The organism is Mannheimia bovis (genome assembly GCF_014541205.1).
GTDB classification, from domain to species: Bacteria; Pseudomonadota; Gammaproteobacteria; order Enterobacterales; family Pasteurellaceae; genus Mannheimia; species Mannheimia bovis.
In genome coordinates this window covers 225265-244804 of the sequence record NZ_CP061280.1, presented here as the reverse complement: position 1 = coordinate 244804, position 19540 = coordinate 225265, and the positions used below count along the sequence as shown (strand labels likewise).

Annotated in this window: 20 protein-coding genes; 15 read left to right on the top strand and 5 right to left on the bottom strand. The window is 39.6% G+C overall.

The features are described from left to right. Positions 1-96 precede the first annotated feature (96 nt). Positions 97-762, top strand: coding sequence for a 7-cyano-7-deazaguanine/7-aminomethyl-7-deazaguanine transporter (locus ICJ55_RS01310; RefSeq protein ID WP_188157001.1), 666 nt, complete (start codon positions 97-99; stop codon positions 760-762). Between the two features lie 78 nt (positions 763-840). Beyond that, the gene (map, locus tag ICJ55_RS01305) at positions 841-1644 is read left to right on the top strand and encodes a type I methionyl aminopeptidase (RefSeq protein ID WP_188157000.1); all 804 of its coding nucleotides are present in this window, start codon (positions 841-843) and stop codon (positions 1642-1644) included. Positions 1645-1726: 82 nt separating this feature from the next. Here the strand turns inward: map and ICJ55_RS01300 are convergent, their stop codons facing one another. The 3 genes from ICJ55_RS01300 to thiP form a co-directional block, all read right to left on the bottom strand. Then, positions 1727-3151, bottom strand: a complete 1425-nt coding sequence (locus ICJ55_RS01300; RefSeq protein WP_188156999.1) for a sucrose-specific PTS transporter subunit IIBC — start codon at positions 3149-3151, stop codon at positions 1727-1729. A 163-nt stretch (positions 3152-3314) separates the two neighbouring features. Then, the gene (thiQ, locus tag ICJ55_RS01295; RefSeq protein WP_188156998.1) at positions 3315-3959 is read right to left on the bottom strand and encodes a thiamine ABC transporter ATP-binding protein; all 645 of its coding nucleotides are present in this window, start codon (positions 3957-3959) and stop codon (positions 3315-3317) included. Further along, positions 3956-5530, bottom strand: coding sequence for a thiamine/thiamine pyrophosphate ABC transporter permease ThiP (gene thiP / locus ICJ55_RS01290; RefSeq protein WP_188156997.1), 1575 nt, complete (start codon positions 5528-5530; stop codon positions 3956-3958). Before thiP ends, thiQ begins: the two co-directional genes overlap by 4 nt. Before the next feature lie 259 nt (positions 5531-5789). Here thiP and ptsH point away from each other — a divergent pair, with 259 nt between their 5' ends. The 10 genes from ptsH to spoT all read left to right on the top strand — a co-directional run bounded on the left by ptsH (position 5790) and on the right by spoT (position 16890). Next, a complete protein-coding gene (gene ptsH / locus ICJ55_RS01285; protein WP_025216575.1) occupies positions 5790-6047 on the top strand; it encodes a phosphocarrier protein Hpr in 258 nt (85 codons plus the stop codon). Between the two features lie 112 nt (positions 6048-6159). Beyond that, the gene (ptsI, locus tag ICJ55_RS01280) at positions 6160-7881 is read left to right on the top strand and encodes a phosphoenolpyruvate-protein phosphotransferase PtsI (protein ID WP_188156996.1); all 1722 of its coding nucleotides are present in this window, start codon (positions 6160-6162) and stop codon (positions 7879-7881) included. Between the two features lie 80 nt (positions 7882-7961). After that, positions 7962-8462, top strand: coding sequence for a PTS glucose transporter subunit IIA (gene crr / locus ICJ55_RS01275; protein ID WP_188156995.1), 501 nt, complete (start codon positions 7962-7964; stop codon positions 8460-8462). Between the two features lie 214 nt (positions 8463-8676). Beyond that, a complete protein-coding gene (gene miaB / locus ICJ55_RS01270; RefSeq protein ID WP_188156994.1) occupies positions 8677-10104 on the top strand; it encodes a tRNA (N6-isopentenyl adenosine(37)-C2)-methylthiotransferase MiaB in 1428 nt (475 codons plus the stop codon). 177 nt (positions 10105-10281) lie between these two features. Next, positions 10282-11205 carry an aminoimidazole riboside kinase gene (locus ICJ55_RS01265; RefSeq protein ID WP_188156993.1) on the top strand — a complete coding sequence of 308 codons (924 nt, stop codon included), beginning with the start codon at positions 10282-10284 and terminating at the stop codon, positions 11203-11205. Between the two features lie 83 nt (positions 11206-11288). Continuing rightward, positions 11289-12719, top strand: coding sequence for a glycoside hydrolase family 32 protein (locus tag ICJ55_RS01260; protein WP_188156992.1), 1431 nt, complete (start codon positions 11289-11291; stop codon positions 12717-12719). Positions 12720-12764: 45 nt separating this feature from the next. Then, positions 12765-13778 carry a substrate-binding domain-containing protein gene (locus tag ICJ55_RS01255; RefSeq protein ID WP_188156991.1) on the top strand — a complete coding sequence of 338 codons (1014 nt, stop codon included), beginning with the start codon at positions 12765-12767 and terminating at the stop codon, positions 13776-13778. A gap of 10 nt (positions 13779-13788) precedes the next feature. Beyond that, entirely contained in the window at positions 13789-14286 is a 498-nt protein-coding gene (locus ICJ55_RS01250; RefSeq protein WP_188156990.1) for a thioredoxin family protein, read from the top strand. Between the two features lie 101 nt (positions 14287-14387). Next, positions 14388-14669: a DNA-directed RNA polymerase subunit omega gene (gene rpoZ / locus ICJ55_RS01245; protein WP_025216583.1), complete on the top strand. Its 282-nt coding sequence runs from the start codon at positions 14388-14390 to the stop codon at positions 14667-14669. 106 nt (positions 14670-14775) lie between these two features. Continuing rightward, positions 14776-16890, top strand: coding sequence for a bifunctional GTP diphosphokinase/guanosine-3',5'-bis pyrophosphate 3'-pyrophosphohydrolase (spoT, locus tag ICJ55_RS01240; RefSeq protein ID WP_188156989.1), 2115 nt, complete (start codon positions 14776-14778; stop codon positions 16888-16890). 50 nt (positions 16891-16940) lie between these two features. On the opposite strand, the gene hemH is transcribed toward spoT, so the two are convergent. Then, the gene (gene hemH / locus ICJ55_RS01235; protein ID WP_188156988.1) at positions 16941-17900 is read right to left on the bottom strand and encodes a ferrochelatase; all 960 of its coding nucleotides are present in this window, start codon (positions 17898-17900) and stop codon (positions 16941-16943) included. A gap of 245 nt (positions 17901-18145) precedes the next feature. Here hemH and rpmH point away from each other — a divergent pair, with 245 nt between their 5' ends. Genes rpmH through yidD form a run of 3 tightly spaced genes read left to right on the top strand, consistent with a single transcriptional unit; the run spans position 18146 to position 18966 of the window. Then, positions 18146-18280, top strand: coding sequence for a 50S ribosomal protein L34 (gene rpmH / locus ICJ55_RS01230; RefSeq protein ID WP_005599701.1), 135 nt, complete (start codon positions 18146-18148; stop codon positions 18278-18280). 36 nt (positions 18281-18316) lie between these two features. After that, positions 18317-18691: a ribonuclease P protein component gene (gene rnpA, locus ICJ55_RS01225; RefSeq protein ID WP_188156987.1), complete on the top strand. Its 375-nt coding sequence runs from the start codon at positions 18317-18319 to the stop codon at positions 18689-18691. Beyond that, positions 18640-18966, top strand: a complete 327-nt coding sequence (yidD, locus tag ICJ55_RS01220) for a membrane protein insertion efficiency factor YidD (RefSeq protein ID WP_188156986.1) — start codon at positions 18640-18642, stop codon at positions 18964-18966. Before rnpA ends, yidD begins: the two co-directional genes overlap by 52 nt. 56 nt (positions 18967-19022) lie before the next feature. Here the strand turns inward: yidD and erpA are convergent, their stop codons facing one another. Beyond that, on the bottom strand, positions 19023-19364 hold the full coding sequence (erpA, locus tag ICJ55_RS01215) for an iron-sulfur cluster insertion protein ErpA (RefSeq protein WP_188156985.1): 342 nt from the start codon (positions 19362-19364) through the stop codon (positions 19023-19025). Positions 19365-19540 lie beyond the last annotated feature (176 nt).

Here is a 19540-nt window from a genome sequence, read left to right as displayed (position 1 = left end):
AAAAAGAACCGCTTGCATTTTCTTTAAAAAACGTTATGATTACGCCCCCTTGAGTTCCCTTACCTCAAGTTGTTGTTTAACTAAAAAGGATACAATATGCATCTTAATACTTACTTTTCAGACGAAAGCAAATTTCGTTCGCTGATTTTACTTTCCCTTTTCCACATTTTTATTATTACCATCAGTAACTATTTAGTACAGATTACGTTTGAAATAAAAGTGCCATTTACTGATTGGGTGATTCCGACTACTTGGGGAACTTTCACTTTCCCGTTTATTTTCTTAGCCACAGACTTAACCGTACGAGTGTTTGGGGCAGAGCTGGCTCGAAAAATTATTTTTCTTGTAATGTTGCCTGCGTTGCTTATTAGTTACATCATTTCAGTGTTGTTCTTTGAAACCGAATTTCAAGGCTTTGCTGCTTTATCTGAATTTAATCTTTTTGTTTTCCGAATTGCATTAGCCAGTTTTAGTGGCTATGTGGTGGGGCAGTTTTTGGATATTTTTGTATTCAACCGTTTACGTCAAGGCAAAAGCTGGTGGCTTGCTCCAATGTGTTCGACCATTTTCGGTACATTAATCGACACTTTTGTCTTTTTCGCAGTGGCATTCTATAAAAGTAGTGATGAATATATGGCGGAACATTGGTTTACCATCGGGTCGGTAGATTATGCGTTTAAACTTTTTGTGAGTTTATTACTGTTCTTGCCGCTTTATGGTGTTGTATTAAATTTCATTATGAAAAAATTAGATTTGAAATAGAAATTATTCAGTGAGGGTTTGGGGATTATGCCGAAAAAAGGTATAATCCCCATAATTTTTTTAAGTGAGAATAATGTAATGAATAATATCCCAATTAGAAATGAAGACGAAATCCAAAAATTACGTGAAGCCTGTAAATTAGCCTCAGATGTGCTGGTGATGATCACGCCGTATGTTAAAGAAGGCGTGAGTACAGGTGAATTAGATAAAATTTGCCACGAATATATTTTGGCAAACGGTGCAACCTCTGCGAGTCTTGGTTATCACGGCTTCCCAAAATCAGTATGTATCTCGCTAAATGAAGTGGTTTGCCACGGTATTCCGAGTGATGATAAAAAACTGAAAAAAGGCGATATTCTAAATATTGATGTAACGGTAATTAAAGATGGCTATTATGGCGACAATTCAATGATGTATGTGGTAGGCGAGCCAAGCGTGCGTGATAAACGCTTAATGGAAGTTACTCAAGAATCCCTTTACATCGGCATTCGTACGGTAAAAGCAGGTATCCGCTTAAAAGAGATCGGCACTGCAATTCAAAAGTATGTGGAAAAAGAGGGCTTCTCTGTTGTGCGTGAATATTGCGGACACGGTATCGGCACTGAGTTCCATTGCGAGCCGCAAGTCGTGCATTATGCAGCAGACGATGGCGGTGTTGTGTTAAAAGAGGGAATGGTTTTTACCATTGAGCCAATGGTCAATTCAGGGAAAAAAGAGATCCGTTTAATGGGCGATGGGTGGACAGTAAAAACCAAAGACCGCAGTCATTCTGCTCAATACGAACACCAAATTGTGGTTACTAAAGACGGTTGTGAAGTGCTAACAATTCGTGATGAAGAAATTCAAGTCGGGAGAATTAGTCGTATAATGCAAAATGTGTAAAATGTTGCGAAAAAACGACCGCTTGTAATAGCAAAAGGGATTAAGTTTTAACTTAATCCCTTTTATTATCAATTAGTTATAGTTATTTCGCTTTCGCTTGTGCACGTTTTACCCACACAGTGGAGATAGTGAAAGCGACCACAAATGAAATCACCATACCGATAGAGTACATTGCAAGGCTATCCGGTTTGATTGATGGTACACCTAAGAAACCTGCTGCACCTAAGGCAATTGCTTTTACATTAAAGAATGCGATAAATGCACTCGCTAAACCTGAGCCGATCATCGCAGCAATGAAGGCTTGACGGTAGCGTAAGTTCACCCCGAACATTGCAGGTTCTGTAATCCCTAATAATGCTGAGATACCTGATGGCACGGCTAAACCACGTACTTTAGCATCTTTCATTGCGAATGCTACACCTAAACAAGCTGCACCTTGTGCAATATTAGACATTGCTGCAATTGGGAAGATGAAAGTACCACCGGTTTGTGCCACTTCAGCCAATAATTGCGTTTCTACCGCAATAAAGGTTTGGTGCATACCAGTAATTACAATTGGTGCATAGAATGTACCGAAGATAGCTCCACCGATAAAGCCTAAGCTGTCATATAACCAAGTTAAACCTGCTGAGATGGCTGAACCTGCTTCACGCCCAAATGGACCAATTACGGTAAATGCTAAAATACCTGCAATGAATAACGACATCATTGGTGTAACAAGGTTATCCAAGTAACTTGGTACAAATTTGCGGAATGTCTTCTCAAGGGTTGCTAATACCCACGCAGAAATAATGGTTGGGATAACAGTGCCTTGATAGCCTACTTTCTCAATTTCTAAACCGAAAATGTTCCAATATTTGATGTTACCTTCCATTAAGGTTTTCGCATAGTTCCAACCGTCTGCGAGTGCCGGGTGAACTAATAACATACCAAGAGCAGCCCCTAAGAATGGGTTGCCGCCGAATTTGCGAGTTGCGGAGAAACCAAGAAGTACAGGTAAGAATACGAATGGTGCATTTGCAACGGTGTTAATGAAATCCACTAAATCTGCAATAGCAGGATAGCGGCTTACCACAGATTCACCTTCCCAGAAGAAGCCAACCGCAGTAAGCATTGAGTGAATACCCATTAACAAACCGCCTGCCACGATAGCAGGAATGATTGGAACGAAAATATCGGCTAAACCTTTCACTAAACGTTGTAGCAATGGTTGATTTGCCGCTCCCGCTGCTGCTACATCAGACGTGGACATATCTGCAAGTCCCATTTGTTTTTGCATTTCAGCATAAACGTTATTCACAATACCTGAGCCGAAAATGATTTGGTATTGACCTGAGGTTGAGAATTGACCTTTTACGCCTTCAATATTTTCAATGCCTTCTTTATCAATTTTTGATTCATCAGCAATAGTTAAACGTAAACGGGTTGCACAGTGGGCAAGGGTTGTGATGTTTTCTTTTCCGCCTAATTTTGCAATCGTTTGCTCGGCGATTTTTGGAAAATTCATAGTAGTTACCTTTGATGTGAATAGAATGGCAATATTCTAACTAAAACGGTTTAGCTAAAAAAGAGAAGATTAAAAATATTTCTAAAATTGTGATTTAGATCACATTTTTGCAAAAGCATAGAGCAATTGAGAGGTGGTATTAGTAGCTAGTTCCCCTGATTGCTCAAAGAGGGGAGAGATCAGAAACAATCTTCCCGTCTGAAACTGTAATCACCCGATTAAACAAAAACAAACTTTCTTCTAACTGGTGCGTTACCATTAAAAGTGTCAGATTACGATGTTGGCAAATATCCAGCACGATTTGCTGTAATTCTTCTCTACGCTTGGGATCGAGAGCGGAAAAGGGTTCGTCCAGCAGTAAAATCGGTTTATCACGCAAGAGTGTGCGAGCAAGTGCAACACGTTGCTTTTGTCCGCCTGAAAGCTGATCGGCTTGTCGGTTTAAAAATTCCTCAATCCCCATTTGACCGGCAATCTGTTTAACGTGTAATTTTTGCTCTGTATTGAGCAATAAGCTCGGCACAAGGGCTAACCCAATATTTTGTTCTACCGTTAAATGCGGGAAAATATTGTTGTCTTGGAATAACATAGAAACAGGGCGTTGTGCCACTTCGGTATGGGTATGATTTTCTTTATTTAGAAATAATTCGCCTTTTTCGGCTTTTTCAAATCCGGCAATTAAATTGAGTAGCGTACTTTTGCCAGCACCACTTTCGCCAACAACTGCAATGCGTTCACCTTTATGAGCGGAAAGTTGAAAGTGCATTTTCATCTGTTCATAAGTAAAGTAAAGATCAAGTTCGATCATATTTTGTCCTTTATACATAAAAACGGCAGCAAGGCGAATAACATTAGCATTAACGCAGTAACTGCGGCATCTTCGGTTCTATAGTTTCCGAGTTGTTGATAGAGCAAGTAAGGTAGCGAGCTGAAATCACGATTGCCAAAAAAAGCAATCACGGTAAAACTGCCTAAACTGGAGGACATTGCTAATGCGAAGGCAGTTGCAAGCGGTCGAATTAGCTGCGTTTTTTCCACAATCCACCAGCGTTGAAAGCCTGTTAGCCCTAAGCTGTGAGCCAGTTTATCGTGGCTTGTTAAACTATTCCACATCGCAGAAAAGAGCATCGGGTAGATAAAAGGGAGCAACGTTAAGCCATTGCATACACCAACTAAAACCAGTAGTTCCGATGTGGAGAGGTTTTGGTTCATTAGCAAAATAAATAAACCAACTGATAACAAAAAGATTGGTAGCACTAACGGATAAATCGCTACACTGCCTAAAATAGTGTGAGCAAGTTTGGCTTTTTTATAGAGCAGTTGGCGAGCTTCTAACGCAATAAGATAACTTATTCCAATTACCACAAAAGAGGCAATCAGGCTTAAAACCAGAGAGAACCGTGCTGCTTCCCATAACGCAGTGTTGAGCAATCGCTCACTGAATTTTGACACACTAATGCCAGCCCAAACCACACTTACAAGCGGTAGAATTATGGCAAAACTTTGCAAAAAAATGACCGCTTGTAGCAGCACTTTTGCTATACCTGTAGGCTTTGGTTTCCAAATTTCTACTCGGTTAGGTTGTTGTTTTAACTGCTTCAATGCAGATGTAGAAATTCGGCTCATCGCAAATTGTAAGCCAATACCCACAACAAATTGTACCGCGATTAAGATAATCGCTTTTGCAAAATCAAACTCAAAAGTAACCGCTTGATAAATAGCCACTTCAAGCGTGCTGTATTTCGGGCTGCCGCCGAGCATTAACACAATAGGGAAGCTGGTAAAGCAAACGAGAAATATCGTCATAAAAATATAAGGGAACAACGTTTTGATAATTGGCATTTCCACAATACTGATGAAATTCCAGCCCTTTAAATTTAATTGAGCGGCAAGTTGGAAACGGCTACTTGGGAGCAAGTTTAATCCGCTAATGTAATATTTCATCACAAAAGGAATATTGAATAAGCAGTGAGCAATAATAATGCCGTGTAAACCGTATAAATTAAATTGCCATTCTAAGCCTAAAGAGTGAAAAAGTTGTGCCAGCCAGCCTGAATTGCCAAACACACCAATAACCGCAAAGATAATAACGAGTGAAGGTAATGCCCAAACAAAAGAGAGGGTTTTATAAAGTAATTGCTTGCCTTTAAAGTCTAAATAGAAAAAAGATCTTGCTAAAAGACTACCTAAAATAAGTGAAATGACGGCAGAAAGTGAGGCTTGAAGCGAGCTATAGGCGAGAATTTGTAGCACATCTGTACCGGAAATTAATGTGCTGTTTTGTTGATATCCGACCAGTGCCCATAAACTAAAGCTATAAAGTGCAATAATGCCAAAGTAGATAAACCACGCTGTTGTCTTGGTTAATTTGCTAAGCATATTGCTCCAATCTTGAAAATAATTAAGAGAAAATCGTGTGTAAATTATTGTAACACTTCCATTTGTCTGTATGCTAGAATCTTGATATTTAATAAGTGATTTTTAAATTTGCTCAAAAAATTAGCAGTTTTTTGGGCTAAAGCAACAAGTTTTTCATTTTTTTAGCGTGTGTTTAATTTGAATTTGTAGTAAAGTTGCGGACGAAAATCAATTGATTCAAACACATTTTTTTAACTTTCAAATTTAAGAGGAATACATTATGTACTCAAAAGATGTTGTTATCACAGCTCCGAATGGTTTACACACTCGTCCGGCAGCTGAATTTGTTAAAGCAGCTAAAGGCTTTGCATCTGATATTACCGTTGCTTCTGGCGGTAAAAGTGCAAGTGCAAAGAGCTTATTTAAATTACAAACATTGGGTTTAACTCAAGGTACTACAATCACTATTTCTGCTGAAGGCGAAGATGAGCAAAAAGCAGTTGATTTCTTAGTTGATTTGATTCCTACTTTAGAATAATTTTTTTACTCTCGGATTAAGATTTATACCACTTTATTGTAGCGAAATGCCGCAATAAAGTGTTTTGCTATGCAACACCAGACGATTTATCGTCTTACATAAGGACACGATTATGATTACAGGTATCGCAGCTTCCCCCGGTGCAGTATTTGGAAAAGCATTGGTTTTAAAAGAAGAGCCAATTGTATTAAATACCCGCAAAATTGATGAAAGCGAAGTTGAGGCTGAAAAAGCGAAATTCTTTGAAGGACGTGAAAAAGCAGCTGCACAATTAACCGCGATTAAAGAGAAAGCCCGCCGAACATTGGGTGAAGAAAAAGAAGCGATTTTTGAAGGTCATTTAATGATCTTAGAAGATGAAGAGCTTGAAGAAGAAATTCTGGGTTACCTGAGTGATAATCTTGTTACTGCAGATGTTGCAGCAAGTAAAGTTATTGAAATGCAGGCAGCAATGCTTGCAGAAATTGATGATGAATATTTAAAAGAACGTGCGGGCGATATTCGTGATATCGGTAATCGTTTAGTGCGTAATATTTTAAATATGAATATTGTAGATTTAGGCGATATTCAAGATGAAGTCATTTTAGTGGCTTACGACTTAACCCCTTCTGAAACGGCACAATTAAATTTAGATAAAGTGTTAGGCTTTATTACTGATATTGGCGGTCGTACATCTCATACTTCGATTATGGCTCGTTCATTAGAGCTTCCTGCAATCGTTGGCACAAATAACGTAACCTCTTTAGTAAAAACAGGTGATGTGTTGATTTTAGATGCGGTCAATAATGAAATTCATTTAAACCCTTCAGAAGTTGAAATTGCAGAGTTTAAAGCATTACAAGAAAAACTTAATTCAGAAAAAGAAGAATTAGCGAAATTAAAAGAGTTACCGGCACAAACATTAGACGGTCATAAAGTTGATGTAGCAGGTAACATCGGTACAATCCGTGATGTAGACGGTGTATTGCGTAATGGCGGTGAAGCGGTTGGTTTATACCGCACTGAGTTCTTGTTTATGGATAGAGCTCAACTGCCGGGCGAAGAAGAACAATTCCAAGCCTACAAAGAAATTGTAGAGGCGATGGGCGATAAGATGGTTATTCTTCGTACTATGGATATTGGTGGCGACAAAGAATTACCATATCTTGATTTACCAAAAGAGATGAACCCATTCTTAGGCTGGCGTGCGGTGCGTATCGGTTTCACTCGCCGTGAAATTTTAGATACCCAATTGCGTGCGGTATTGCGTGCTTCTGCCTTCGGTAATTTAGCGGTAATGTTCCCAATGATTATTTCGGTAGAAGAAATTCGCTTATTAAAATCAATCGTTGCAGAGTTAAAAGAACAGTTACGCAGCGAAGGTCATTCATTCGATGAGAACCTAAAACTCGGTATTATGGTGGAAACGCCATCAGCTGCGGTAAATGCCCGCTATTTAGCCAAAGAAGCTGATTTCTTTAGTATCGGTACAAACGACTTAACTCAATATACGCTCGCGGTGGATCGTGGTAATGAAATTATTGCTCACTTATATAATCCATTAAGCCCATCGGTATTAAACTTAATCAAACAAGTAATTGATGCTTCACACGCAGAAGGTAAATGGACGGGTATGTGTGGTGAGTTGGCAGGCGATGTGCGTGCAACTGCATTATTGCTTGGTATGGGCTTAGATGAGTTCAGTATGAGCGGTATTTCTGTGCCACACGTGAAGAAACTTATTCGTTCAATTAATTTTGCCGATGCGAAAGCGTTAGCAGACGAAGCATTAGCTCAGCCGACTGCGGCAGATATTGAGCGTTTAGTTGATGCGTTTTATCAGAAATTAAACTAATTTCAATTATTTAGCATACAAATACAAAATTCTCGTATAGAATGTACGGGAATTCTGTAATATCTGAGGGAGATTTAAAGATGGGATTATTTGATAAATTATTCGGCTCAAAACAAAAAGAGAGCCAAGAAATCAAAATTTATTCACCATTAACCGGTGAAGTTGTCAACATCGAAGATGTACCGGATGTTGTTTTTTCTGAAAAAATCGTAGGCGATGGTGTTGCAATTCGTCCGGTAGGCGATACTATCGTTGCTCCAGTAAATGGTACAATCGGTAAGATTTTTGAAACTAACCACGCATTTTCTATTGAATCTGAAGATGGTGTTGAGTTATTTGTTCACTTCGGTATTGACACTGTTGAACTAAAAGGTGAAGGTTTCACTCGCCTTGCGACAGAAGGTCAAACGGTGAAAGTAGGTGATCCAATCATCAAATTTGATTTAGCCTTACTTGAAGGTAAAGCAAAATCTGTTTTAACACCAATTGTTATTTCAAATATGGATGAAATCAGCAACTTATCTAAATTAAGTGGTCAAGTTGTTGCAGGTGAAAGCGTTGTCTTAACCTTAACAAAATAATTCTAAAATGATGAATAGAGCCACGATATTAAAAAATCGTGGCTTTTTTATTTGTTGAATATCAGATTTATGCAGATTATTTCTAGATAAAAAATAGGCTACAGGGTAAAATATGCCACAAATTTTGCGTAAAGGGTTTATTTTGAGTACAAAACAATAAATTGCTTTACGCTTTTCTTTTCTAACTAATTGATATATCTATTATTTTCGAACTATGGCTAAATTACATATTACCACTTGGGGCTGCCAAATGAACGAGTACGACTCGTCCAAAATGGCGGATTTACTCAATTCTACACACGGTTTTGAGCTAACTGAAAATCCGGAAGATGCAGATGTTTTATTACTGAATACTTGTTCTATTCGTGAAAAAGCACAAGAAAAAGTATTCTCACAGCTTGGTCGTTGGAAAAACTGGAAGAAAGACAAACCAAACCTAATCATTGGTGTGGGCGGTTGTGTTGCCTCGCAAGAAGGAGAGCATATTCGTGATCGTGCCCCTTATGTCGATATCGTATTCGGTCCTCAAACACTTCACCGCTTACCGGAAATGATTAACCAAATTCGTGGCGGTAAAAGCTCGATTGTGGATATTTCTTTCCCTGAAATTGAGAAATTTGACCGCCTACCCGAGCCAAAAGCTGAAGGTCCAACAGCCTTTGTGTCAATTATGGAAGGTTGTAACAAATACTGCTCCTTCTGCGTTGTGCCTTACACACGTGGTGAAGAGGTTTCACGTCCGGTAGATGATGTATTATTTGAAATTGCACAACTTGCTGCTCAAGGTGTGCGTGAAGTAAATTTACTCGGTCAAAACGTAAATGCTTATCGTGGTGAGACTTTTGATGGTGGCATTTGCACTTTTGCAGAATTGCTACGTTTAGTGGCGGCGATTGATGGTATTGACCGTTTGCGTTATACCACCAGCCACCCGATTGAATTTAGCGATGATATTATCGAGGTTTACCGTGATACGCCTGAGTTGGTAAGTTTCTTACACTTACCAATTCAAAGTGGCTCAGATCGAGTGCTGACGATGATGAAACGTAATCACACTGCATTAGAGTATAAAGCGATTATTCGCAAATTGCGTGAAGTTCGTCCTGAAATTCAAATCAGCTCAGACTTTATTGTCGGTTTCCCGGGCGAAACGGCGGAAGATTTTGAGCAAACAATGAAAATCATCGAGCAAGTCAATTTTGATATGAGTTTCAGCTTTATCTATTCAGCTCGTCCGGGCACACCGGCGGCGGATCTGCCGGACAATGTCTCTGAAGAGGAGAAAAAAGAGCGTTTATCACGCCTACAACAACGTATTAACCACCAAGCAATGCAGTTTAGCCGTGCAATGCTAGGCACGGAGCAGCGTATTTTAGTGGAAGGTCCATCAAAAAAAGATTTAATGGAACTCACAGGTCGTACAGAAACCAACCGTGTGGTGAATTTCGTGGGTACGCCGGATATGATCGGCAAATTTGTTGATGTGAAAATCACCGATGTTTACACCAATTCCCTGCGTGGTGAAGTAATCCGTACGGAAGAAGAGATGGGATTACGCGTGGTGGAATCAGCCGAAAGTGTTATTGCCCGAACTCGTAAAGAAGACGAGTTAGGTGTTGGCAAATACGTTGTTAATCTGTAAAAATGACGTTTTATGACCGCTTGTAGCTATATACAAGCGGTCATTTTTTTAGACTTTTTTTCAATGTAACGTATTTTAAAATGCAAAAAATGAGTGAAATTGAACCGCTTACAATTTATAATAATATTTAGCTAAATCGTTTTAGCTAAGCATTAAATAAGATAAAGAGAAAAAATTATGAGCAAGATTTGGGTAACAGGCGATGCCGTTGTAGATTTAATTCCAGACGGCGAAAATCACTATTTAAAATGTGCAGGCGGTGCACCAGCGAATGTGGCAGTGGGTGTTTCTCGTTTAGGCGTTGAAGCCGGTTTTATCGGGCGTGTAGGCAATGATCCGCTTGGTAAATTTATGCGTGAGGTACTACAAGCTGAGAATGTCTCTGTTGAGAATATGATTTTAGATGACAATCACCGTACTTCAACTGTTGTGGTTGGTTTAGATAATGGCGAACGCAGTTTTACCTTTATGGTTAATCCAAGTGCAGACCAATTTTTAGAAATTGGTGATTTACCTGAATTTAGCAAAGGCGATTTCTTACATTGTTGCTCAATTGCCTTAATTAATGATCCTTCACGTTCTACAACCATTGAAGCGATTTGCCGTGTTAAACAATCGGGCGGATATGTTTCATTCGATCCAAATTTGCGTGAATCGCTCTGGAAAAGCCTTGATAAAATGAAATCGGTAGTCAATTCAGTGGTTTCAATGGCAGATATTCTCAAATTTTCGGAAGAAGAACTGACATTACTCACCGATAGCACCACTTTAGAAGAAGCGACTAAAGTAATTACGGCACAATATCCTGAAAAATTAATTATCATCACCTTAGGTAAAGATGGAGCAATTTACCACTTTAACGGTAAGAGCCAAGTTGTAGCAGGTAAAGCATTAAAACCTGTAGATACCACAGGGGCTGGTGATGCTTTTGTCAGCGGATTATTAGCAGGTCTAGCCAACACGCCTGATTGGAAAGATGAAAACGCTTTAGTTGAGGTTATCCGCAAAGCAAATGCCTCCGGTGCATTAGCGACCACAGCAAAAGGGGCGATGTCCGCACTGCCGAATAAAGCGGAGTTGGAAGCATTTTTGGCGGAGTAGCCCTTTAATCTGTTTCCGTTTTTAGGGGCATATTGCAATACGCCCCTACATAAACAAAGAAGATAATCAAACAGGAAATCCCTATGCACATTTTCAATAACGGCAAATATAAAAGCCTGCACGCTCAAAGCGAGGGCGAATTAAATACTCTTCGCCAAACCGTACTTTCTGATCTCAATTTTTATCCAACTTACCATCTCGCCCCTGAAACAGGCTTATTCAATGACCCAAACGGTTTACTTTTTGATGGCAAGAACTACCACATCTTTGCTCAATGGTTTCCTTACGGTGCATTGCACGGAATGAAGCATTGGCAACATTTTATGACCGAAGATTTTCAAACCTTTGAAAAAGGGGAGTTATTAATCCCCGATGAATTGTTTGAATCACACGGTTGCTATTCCGGTGGAGCGATTTTATGGCAAGGCAAAATCGTGGCTTTCTATACGGGTAACACCCGCCGCCCTTCTGATAACGCTCGAGTTCCACATCAAAATATTGCGATTTTTGATACTTCAGGCAAATTGCTTGAAAAACGTTGCATTATTGACCAAGCTCCTACAGGTTATACCGAACACGTGCGTGATCCAAAACCTTACATTACAGCGGAAGGAAAAATTCGTTTTGTACTTGGAGCTCAACGTGAAAATTTAACGGGTACGGCGTTAATTTATGAAATGAATGATCTAAATGATACACCTCGTTTAGTTGCCGAACTTGATGTGAATGGTTTTGATAATAGCAACGTGTTTATGTGGGAATGCCCGGATCTATTTAGGCTTGGCGGAAAGGATCTGTTTGTTTGGTCGCCACAGGGTAAATTGCGCGAAAGCCATCAATTTCAAAATAACTATCACGCCACTTATGTGGTGGGGCAGTTAAATGGTAATAGTCTCAATGCCGAGCATATTGAAGAATTAGATTACGGCTTCGATTTTTATGCACCACAAACGGTGGAAAATTCGGATCGCATTATGTTTGGCTGGGTAGGCTTACCGGATCTCACTTATCCGACCGACAAATACCAATGGCATTCAATGCTGACAATGCCTCGCAAACTTTCCTTACAAAACGGCAAAGTGGTACAGCAACCAATCGTGAATTTAGGCGAGCAACAAGCGGTCGAAATGTCAGAAAATGTTGCAATTGATGATTTAGATACTGCTTATTTGCAAATTTCTTTGGAAAATCAACCGCTTGTATTAGATTTCTTCAGTAATGAACAAGGGCAAAAGCTCACAATGCGTTTTGAAAATGGCGTATTTAGCTTAGATCGTAGCCAAAGTGAGCAAACGGAATTGATGGAAAAGTTTGGTTCAGTCCGTCATTGTAAAATTGAGAAATTAGATACGCTGGATATTTTCTTCGACCGTTCGGTAGTGGAAATTTTCCTCAATGGTGGCGAAAAAGTGCTTACCTCTCGTTTCTTTATCGCTAACCGTGAAAATAGCGTGAAAAGCTCTCGCCCTCTCCGAGCGAGGGTAGCAAAAGTAATACCAATTAGCGTAGAATAAAACAAAGTGGGCGGGAAAGCCCCAAAATGATAAAAAGGAGAAAGTGTGAAAAAACGCTTAACGCTAAGCGATATTGCAGGACTAAGCGGTGTGTCTAAAACCACCGCTAGTATGATTTTAAACGGGCGGGGCAATGATTTTAGAATTAAGCCTGAAACTTGCCAAAAAGTAAAAGAGATCGCCAAAAAACACGGCTATCGAGCCAATGTATATGCAAAATCCTTGCAAGCCCAACGCACGAATGTGATTGGTTTAGTCATTCCTGATCTCACCAACTATGGCTTTGCATTAACCGCTAAAACGCTAGAAAAATTATGCCGTGATAACGGGCTACAGCTTGTGATTGCTTGTTCTGACGATAGCCCTGAGAGTGAGAAAAAAGCAATAGAGCGTTTATTGGATAGACAGGTAGATTTGCTTATTACTGCTCCAACAGCCCACGAGCCGAGTTACTATAAAAGTATTACTCAATATACCCCAATGTTACAGCTAGACCGTTATATTTCCGGGCTAGATGTGCCATCTATTACCAGTAATGATACAGATACTATTAGTATATTGGTGGAAAATATGGTGAGAGCGTATCAGCCAAAAGAGTTTTTCTATTTGGGCGGTCAGCTTTCACTCTCGCCGAGTCAAAATCGTTTAAAAGGTTTTCGTGAGGGCTTGGAGCAATCGCATTTAGACTTCGATGAAAATTGGGTACTGCACAAAGATTACCAACCAGAATCCGGTTATCAGATGTTTTCGCAAGTTGTGGAAAAGTTAGGGCGGCTGCCAGAAGCGGTATTTACTGCCTCTTTTACCTTGCTTGAGGGGGTGATGCGTTATTTAACCGAGCATCGACAAATGGATAAACTCTTAACTCAAGAATTCCATCTAGCCACCTTTGACGATCACCATTTGTTGAATGCATTACCGTTTCATATTCACTCGATCAAGCAAGATCACCAACAGATCGCAGAACAAACATTCACTTTAATTCAGCAAAAATTAGCCCAAAAGAAAGTGGAAAGTGTGAAAGTCGATTGTGAAATTTTATGGCGGAAATCAATTTAAAAGGAAAGTTATGGCACATTTTTATGAATATGTAGAGTTCAATAGCGATGAAGATCGTGAAAATCAACTGGAAGTCTATGTTGAGGTAACGTTAGAACCGGAAACCGAGGAAAAGTTGAAAGCTATTGGTGTACAAGGCGATTGGCTTGTGATGGCAGAACCGCATTGCCCCGATTGTGTCGAAGTAGTTGCTTATTTTCAACGAATGGCAAAACTCAATCCAAACATAAAAGTTGAATATATTTCTTGCAAAGAAGCTCAGGAAGCAAAACAATTCAAGAATGATGAACAGCTACAAGCGGTTATTTCCGAGCAGAAAATTCCCACTATTTTTGATGTAAGTAGTGGTAAGGCTGAAGTTGTGTTATCTGAATTTCCGCAATTTTTAAAAGATAAAATTGAAGAGCAGCCAGAACAATCCGATCAATTAATTGCTGATTTCCGAATGGGGAAATTAGGGAAAGGGGTTGAGAAAGCGTTATTAGGGGTTTTAACCAAAGTTAAATAATTACCTAAATTCCCTCAACCATAATTGCAGAACCTGCCTAATTTCTGTATAATCTGCAATCTTTTTATGAATAGAAATGAATATATCTTTGGAGTAAATTTATGGCTCGTGTAACCGTACAAGAAGCAGCGGAGAAAATTGGCAACCGTTTTGATTTAATCTTAATTGCTGCACGTCGTGCAAGACAATTACAACTTCACACGCGTGAGCCACTTGTGCCTGAAGAAAATGATAAGCCAACTGTTATCGCATTGCGTGAAATTGAAGAAGGCTTAATTACCACTGATATTATGGATCAGTTAGAAAACCACGAGTCTATTAAACAAGAAGCGGCAGAGCAAGAAGCGATTTCGTTTTTAACTGAAATGAGCAACGAAGCGTAATTTTATTTTTCGTCAAGAGAGAATGGACAATTGGGTCTGCAAGCGGTAGGATTTTCCTAAAAATTTGCAAATTCGTTGTCCATTTTTATTTCTGTTGAGGTATAACGTGTATCTTTTTGAACCTTTAGATCGAATTATTCAGGGCTATTTGCCGAGTGAGCAAATCGAACGTGTTAAACGTGCTTATGTGATTGCACGCGATGCTCACGAGGGGCAAACACGCTCAAGCGGAGAGCCTTACATCACCCACCCTGTTGCGGTGGCTTCTATCATTGCTGAGATGAAATTAGATCACGAAGCCGTGATTGCCGCTCTCCTACACGATGTGATTGAAGATACACCTTACACCGAAGAAGAACTTGCCGCTGAATTTGGACAGAGCGTTGCCGATATTGTGCAGGGCGTTTCTAAGCTTGATAAGTTAAAATTCCGCACCCGTCAAGAAGCGGAAGTGGCAAATTTCCGCAAAATGATTTTGGCGATGACGAAAGATATTCGTGTTGTTTTGATAAAACTCGCCGACCGTACTCACAATATGCGAACCTTAGGTTCACTTCGCCCCGACAAACGTCGCCGTATTGCAAAAGAAACATTAGAAATTTACAGCCCGTTAGCCCATCGTTTAGGTATTGAGCATATTAAAAACGAGCTAGAAGATCTCGGCTTTGAGGCAATGCACCCACAGCGTTATCGTGTATTAAAAATGGCAATTGCGAGTGCCAGAGGTCATCGTAAAGAGCTTATTCAACGCATTGCAGATGATATTAAAGGGCGTTTAGAGGATGTAAAAATTGAAGCTCGAGTTTACGGGCGTGAAAAGCATCTCTATTCGATTTATCAAAAAATGCGTCAGAAAGATCAGCATTTTCATTCCATTTTAGATATTTACGCTTTCCGTGTGGTAGTAGGAAATGTGGATAATTGCTACCGCGTATTGGGGCAGATGCACGCATTGTATAAACCTCGCCCGAAGCGTGTGAAAGATTATATTGCAGTACCGAAGCCAAATGGCTATCAATCGTTACATACTTCAATGATTGGTCCGCACGGTGTACCGGTTGAGGTACAAATTCGTACCGAAGATATGGATAAAATGGCGGATATGGGGGTTACCGCTCACTGGCGTTATAAAGAGGGCGAAAGTCCGCACAATACTACTATGCAGTTGAAAGCACAGCAGTGGTTACAAAGTATTGTTGAATTGCAAAACAGTGCGGGCAACTCAGCAGAGTTTATTGATAGCGTGAAATCTGATCTTTTCTCGGATGATATTTTCGTCTTTACCCCGAAAGGACGTATTGTGGAACTGCCTGCGAATGCAACAGCGATTGATTTTGCCTACGCCGTTCACTCAGGTATTGGTGATCGTTGTGTTGGTGCACTTGTAGATCGCAATCCATATCCACTTACTGAGCCTTTACGAACAGGACAGACGATTGAAATTATTACCGAGCAGGGCAAACGGCCGAAAGCTTCTTGGCTGAACTTTGTCGTAACGGGTAAGGCTCGTGCAAAAATTCGACAGTTCCTTAAAAATCAAGAACACGATGAAGCCATTGAATTAGGCAAACGCCAGTTAATTCGTGTGATGAATTTGAATTCTATTGATGAACTCAAGCCAGAAATCATTCAGCCTGTATTAGATGAGTTGCGTTTAGCCACCTTTGATGATTTGCTATCTGAAATCGGGCTAGGTAATCAGATGAGCAGCGTGATCGCTCAACGCTTATCGGGTGAAACATTACAAATTGATACTGATGGTAACCCGGAAAATAATCAACCAATAAAAATTGAAGGTATTGAAAACCATCTTATCAGTTTTGCGAAATGCTGTTTACCGATACCGGGTGATGACATTATCGCTTACGTTAGTTCAGGAAAAGGCTTGGTTATTCATAATACTTGTTGTGCAAATGTGAAAGATTACGCTATCGATCAAAGCCATTATCTTCCTGTAATGTGGGAAGTTGCGAAAGAGAAAGCCATCAAGTTTGAAACTGAAATCATTTTAGATATTATGAATGAACCGGGTGTGTTGGCAGCCATTACTTCAACTTTTGCGAAGATGGACAGTAATATCGGCAGCATTCATAGTGAAGCAAGAGAGGGCAATGTCTATCAAGTGATATTCCAAATCTCCGTTATCGACAAAGCTCATTTTGAGGCGATTTTACGCAAACTTTCCAGCATTAATGGTGTGGTAAAAGTTGCTCGTAAATAGGTAACAAGCGGTTAAATTTTATGAAAATTTAACCGCTTGTATTTTATTTCTTACATTTTGGCTTCAATCAATTTCACTAAAGCTCTAATGTGATCGCCATTTGCATTCAATGCTGGAATGTAACGATAAGATTCCCCGCCTGCGTGTTCAAAGTTCTCACGGTTTTCTTCGGCAATTTCTTCTAATGTTTCTAAACAGTCTGCTGAGAAACCCGGACAAACTACGGCGACTTTTTTCACTCCTTTTTGTGGGAAGCCTTCGAGTGTTTCATCGGTGTAAGGTTGTAACCATTCTTCATCGCCAAAACGTGATTGGAAAGATAAAAGCCATTTATGCTTTGGTAAACCTAATTTTTCTGCCACTAATTCAGCGGTTTCATAGCAATGTCTTGAGTAAAAATCACCTTCATCTTCATAACGTTTTGGAATACCGTGAAAGGAGAAAAGTAACAGCTCATCTTGTTTCACATCAATAGAGTTAGCCAATGCTTGAATATAAAGTGGATCGTTATGATAGCTATGAATAAAATCAAACGGCACAATCTTACGCTGTGCTTTTAAACCGTTTGCGAAAGCATCAAATACCGACGCAGTTGTCGTGCTGCTATACTGTGGATAAAGAGGAAGCACGATAATTCGCTCAACGCCTTGTTTGATTAAGTTGTCTGTCGCACTTTCGATGCTTGGATTACCGTAAGACATCCCCAATTCCACCACTACATTTTTACCTTTTGCATCAAAATAACGTTGAACGGAACGTTGTTGCTCACGAGAAATAACCAATAACGGCGAGCCTTCTTCACTCCAAACCGATTGGTATAATTTTGCAACTTTTGGCGAGCGTTTTGGTAACACTATAAAATTTAAAATCGCCTGCCATTTTACTTTGGGTAAGTCGATAACACGAGGATCGCTTAAAAACTGTTTCAGATAACGCTTAACAGCAGGAGCAGTAGGTTCGTCCGGTGTGCCTAAGTTGGCTAATAAAATACCGATTTTTTGCTGGTTCATAGTATATTCCCAAAATTTATAACTAAATGAGTATGAAGCGATTATGCCATAAAGAAATATAAATTTCTGCGATTATTACAAGCGGTCGTATTTTTCAAAAACTTTGCAAACAATCTGATTTGTACTTAGATTGATTCTTGCTTTTTGTTTTGTTTGCCTGTAGAATTGCAACTCTTTTTTATGGTCCTTGTTTGGCAGAAACATTTTGTATGCCAACTTTTTAAATATATTTAGGTAGATAAGCAATGAAACGTACATTTCAACCATCAGTATTAAAACGTGCTCGTACACACGGTTTCCGTGCTCGTATGGCTACTAAAAACGGTCGTCAAGTATTAGCACGTCGTCGTGCTAAAGGTCGTAAATCTTTATCTGCATAATTGCAGAACTCAGCCAAAACACCTTTCTAATTAAGTGTGAAGAAGCTAAATTTCTCTCGGGAGCTGCGTTTGTTAGCTCCCATTCAATTTAAAGCGGTGTTTGAAGAACCTCTTCGAGCCAGCACCCCTCAAATGACCCTTCTTGCGAGAGAGAATACATTAGATAATCCTCGTCTAGGTTTAACTGTTGCTAAAAAACATCTAAAACGAGCTCACAATCGCAATCGCATTAAACGCATTGTAAGAGAAAGTTTTCGCTTACAACAGCACGAATTACCCAATTTTGATTTTGTATTTGTGGCAAAAGGCGGAATTGGCAAATTAGACAACGCAACGCTTTTCGAGACACTGGAAAAACTATGGGCAAGGCACATCCGTCTGAGCAAAAAGCCTGCTCAGAGCAATCAATAAGCGAGCCAAAACGCATCAGTTTATTGGCAAGATTACTCTTGCTGCCTATCTATTTCTATCGCTATGCAATCAGCCCATTGATTGGACCTCGCTGCCGATTTTATCCGACTTGCTCAACTTATGCCGTTGAAGCAATTAAAATTCACGGAGCAATCAAAGGGGGGTATCTCGCTTTTAAACGGATTTTACGTTGTAACCCAATGAGTGAGGGAGGAGAAGATCCTGTTCCGCCTTGTTGTTGCCAATGTCAAAACAACAAAAAACAGCCTAAATAATTGCTATTTAGGCGGTTTTCGTTTGATACAGGCGGTCAAATTTAGCGGTTTTTTTATTAGATACTAAAAGAAGAGCCGCAACCACAAGTTGAACTCGCATTTGGATTAGTAACCACAAAGCGAGAACCATCTAAGCCTTCGGTATAATCCACCGTGCCACCGATTAAATATTGCAAGCTCATCGGATCAACTACTAAGCCCACATTCTGGTTTTCAATAGTGAGATCGCCTTCATTTACCTGATCATCAAAGGTAAACCCATACTGAAACCCACTACAGCCCCCACCCGTAATATAAACACGCAAACGAAGATTAGGGTTCTCTTCGCCCTCAATTAAGGTTTTCACTTTACGAGCTGCTGCATCAGTAAAGATTAAAGGAATTTGGATATCGTTCATTTTGTTTTAGATCAAAGTTTTTGATGATTGGGTATTATCTAATAATTACATTGCAAGTGCAATCTCAAAAAAAGAGTAATATTTTAGATAGATAGATAGATAGATAGATAGATAGATAGATAGATAGATACATAGATAGATATGATGTATAATCAGCACAAAAATTTTACGAATTC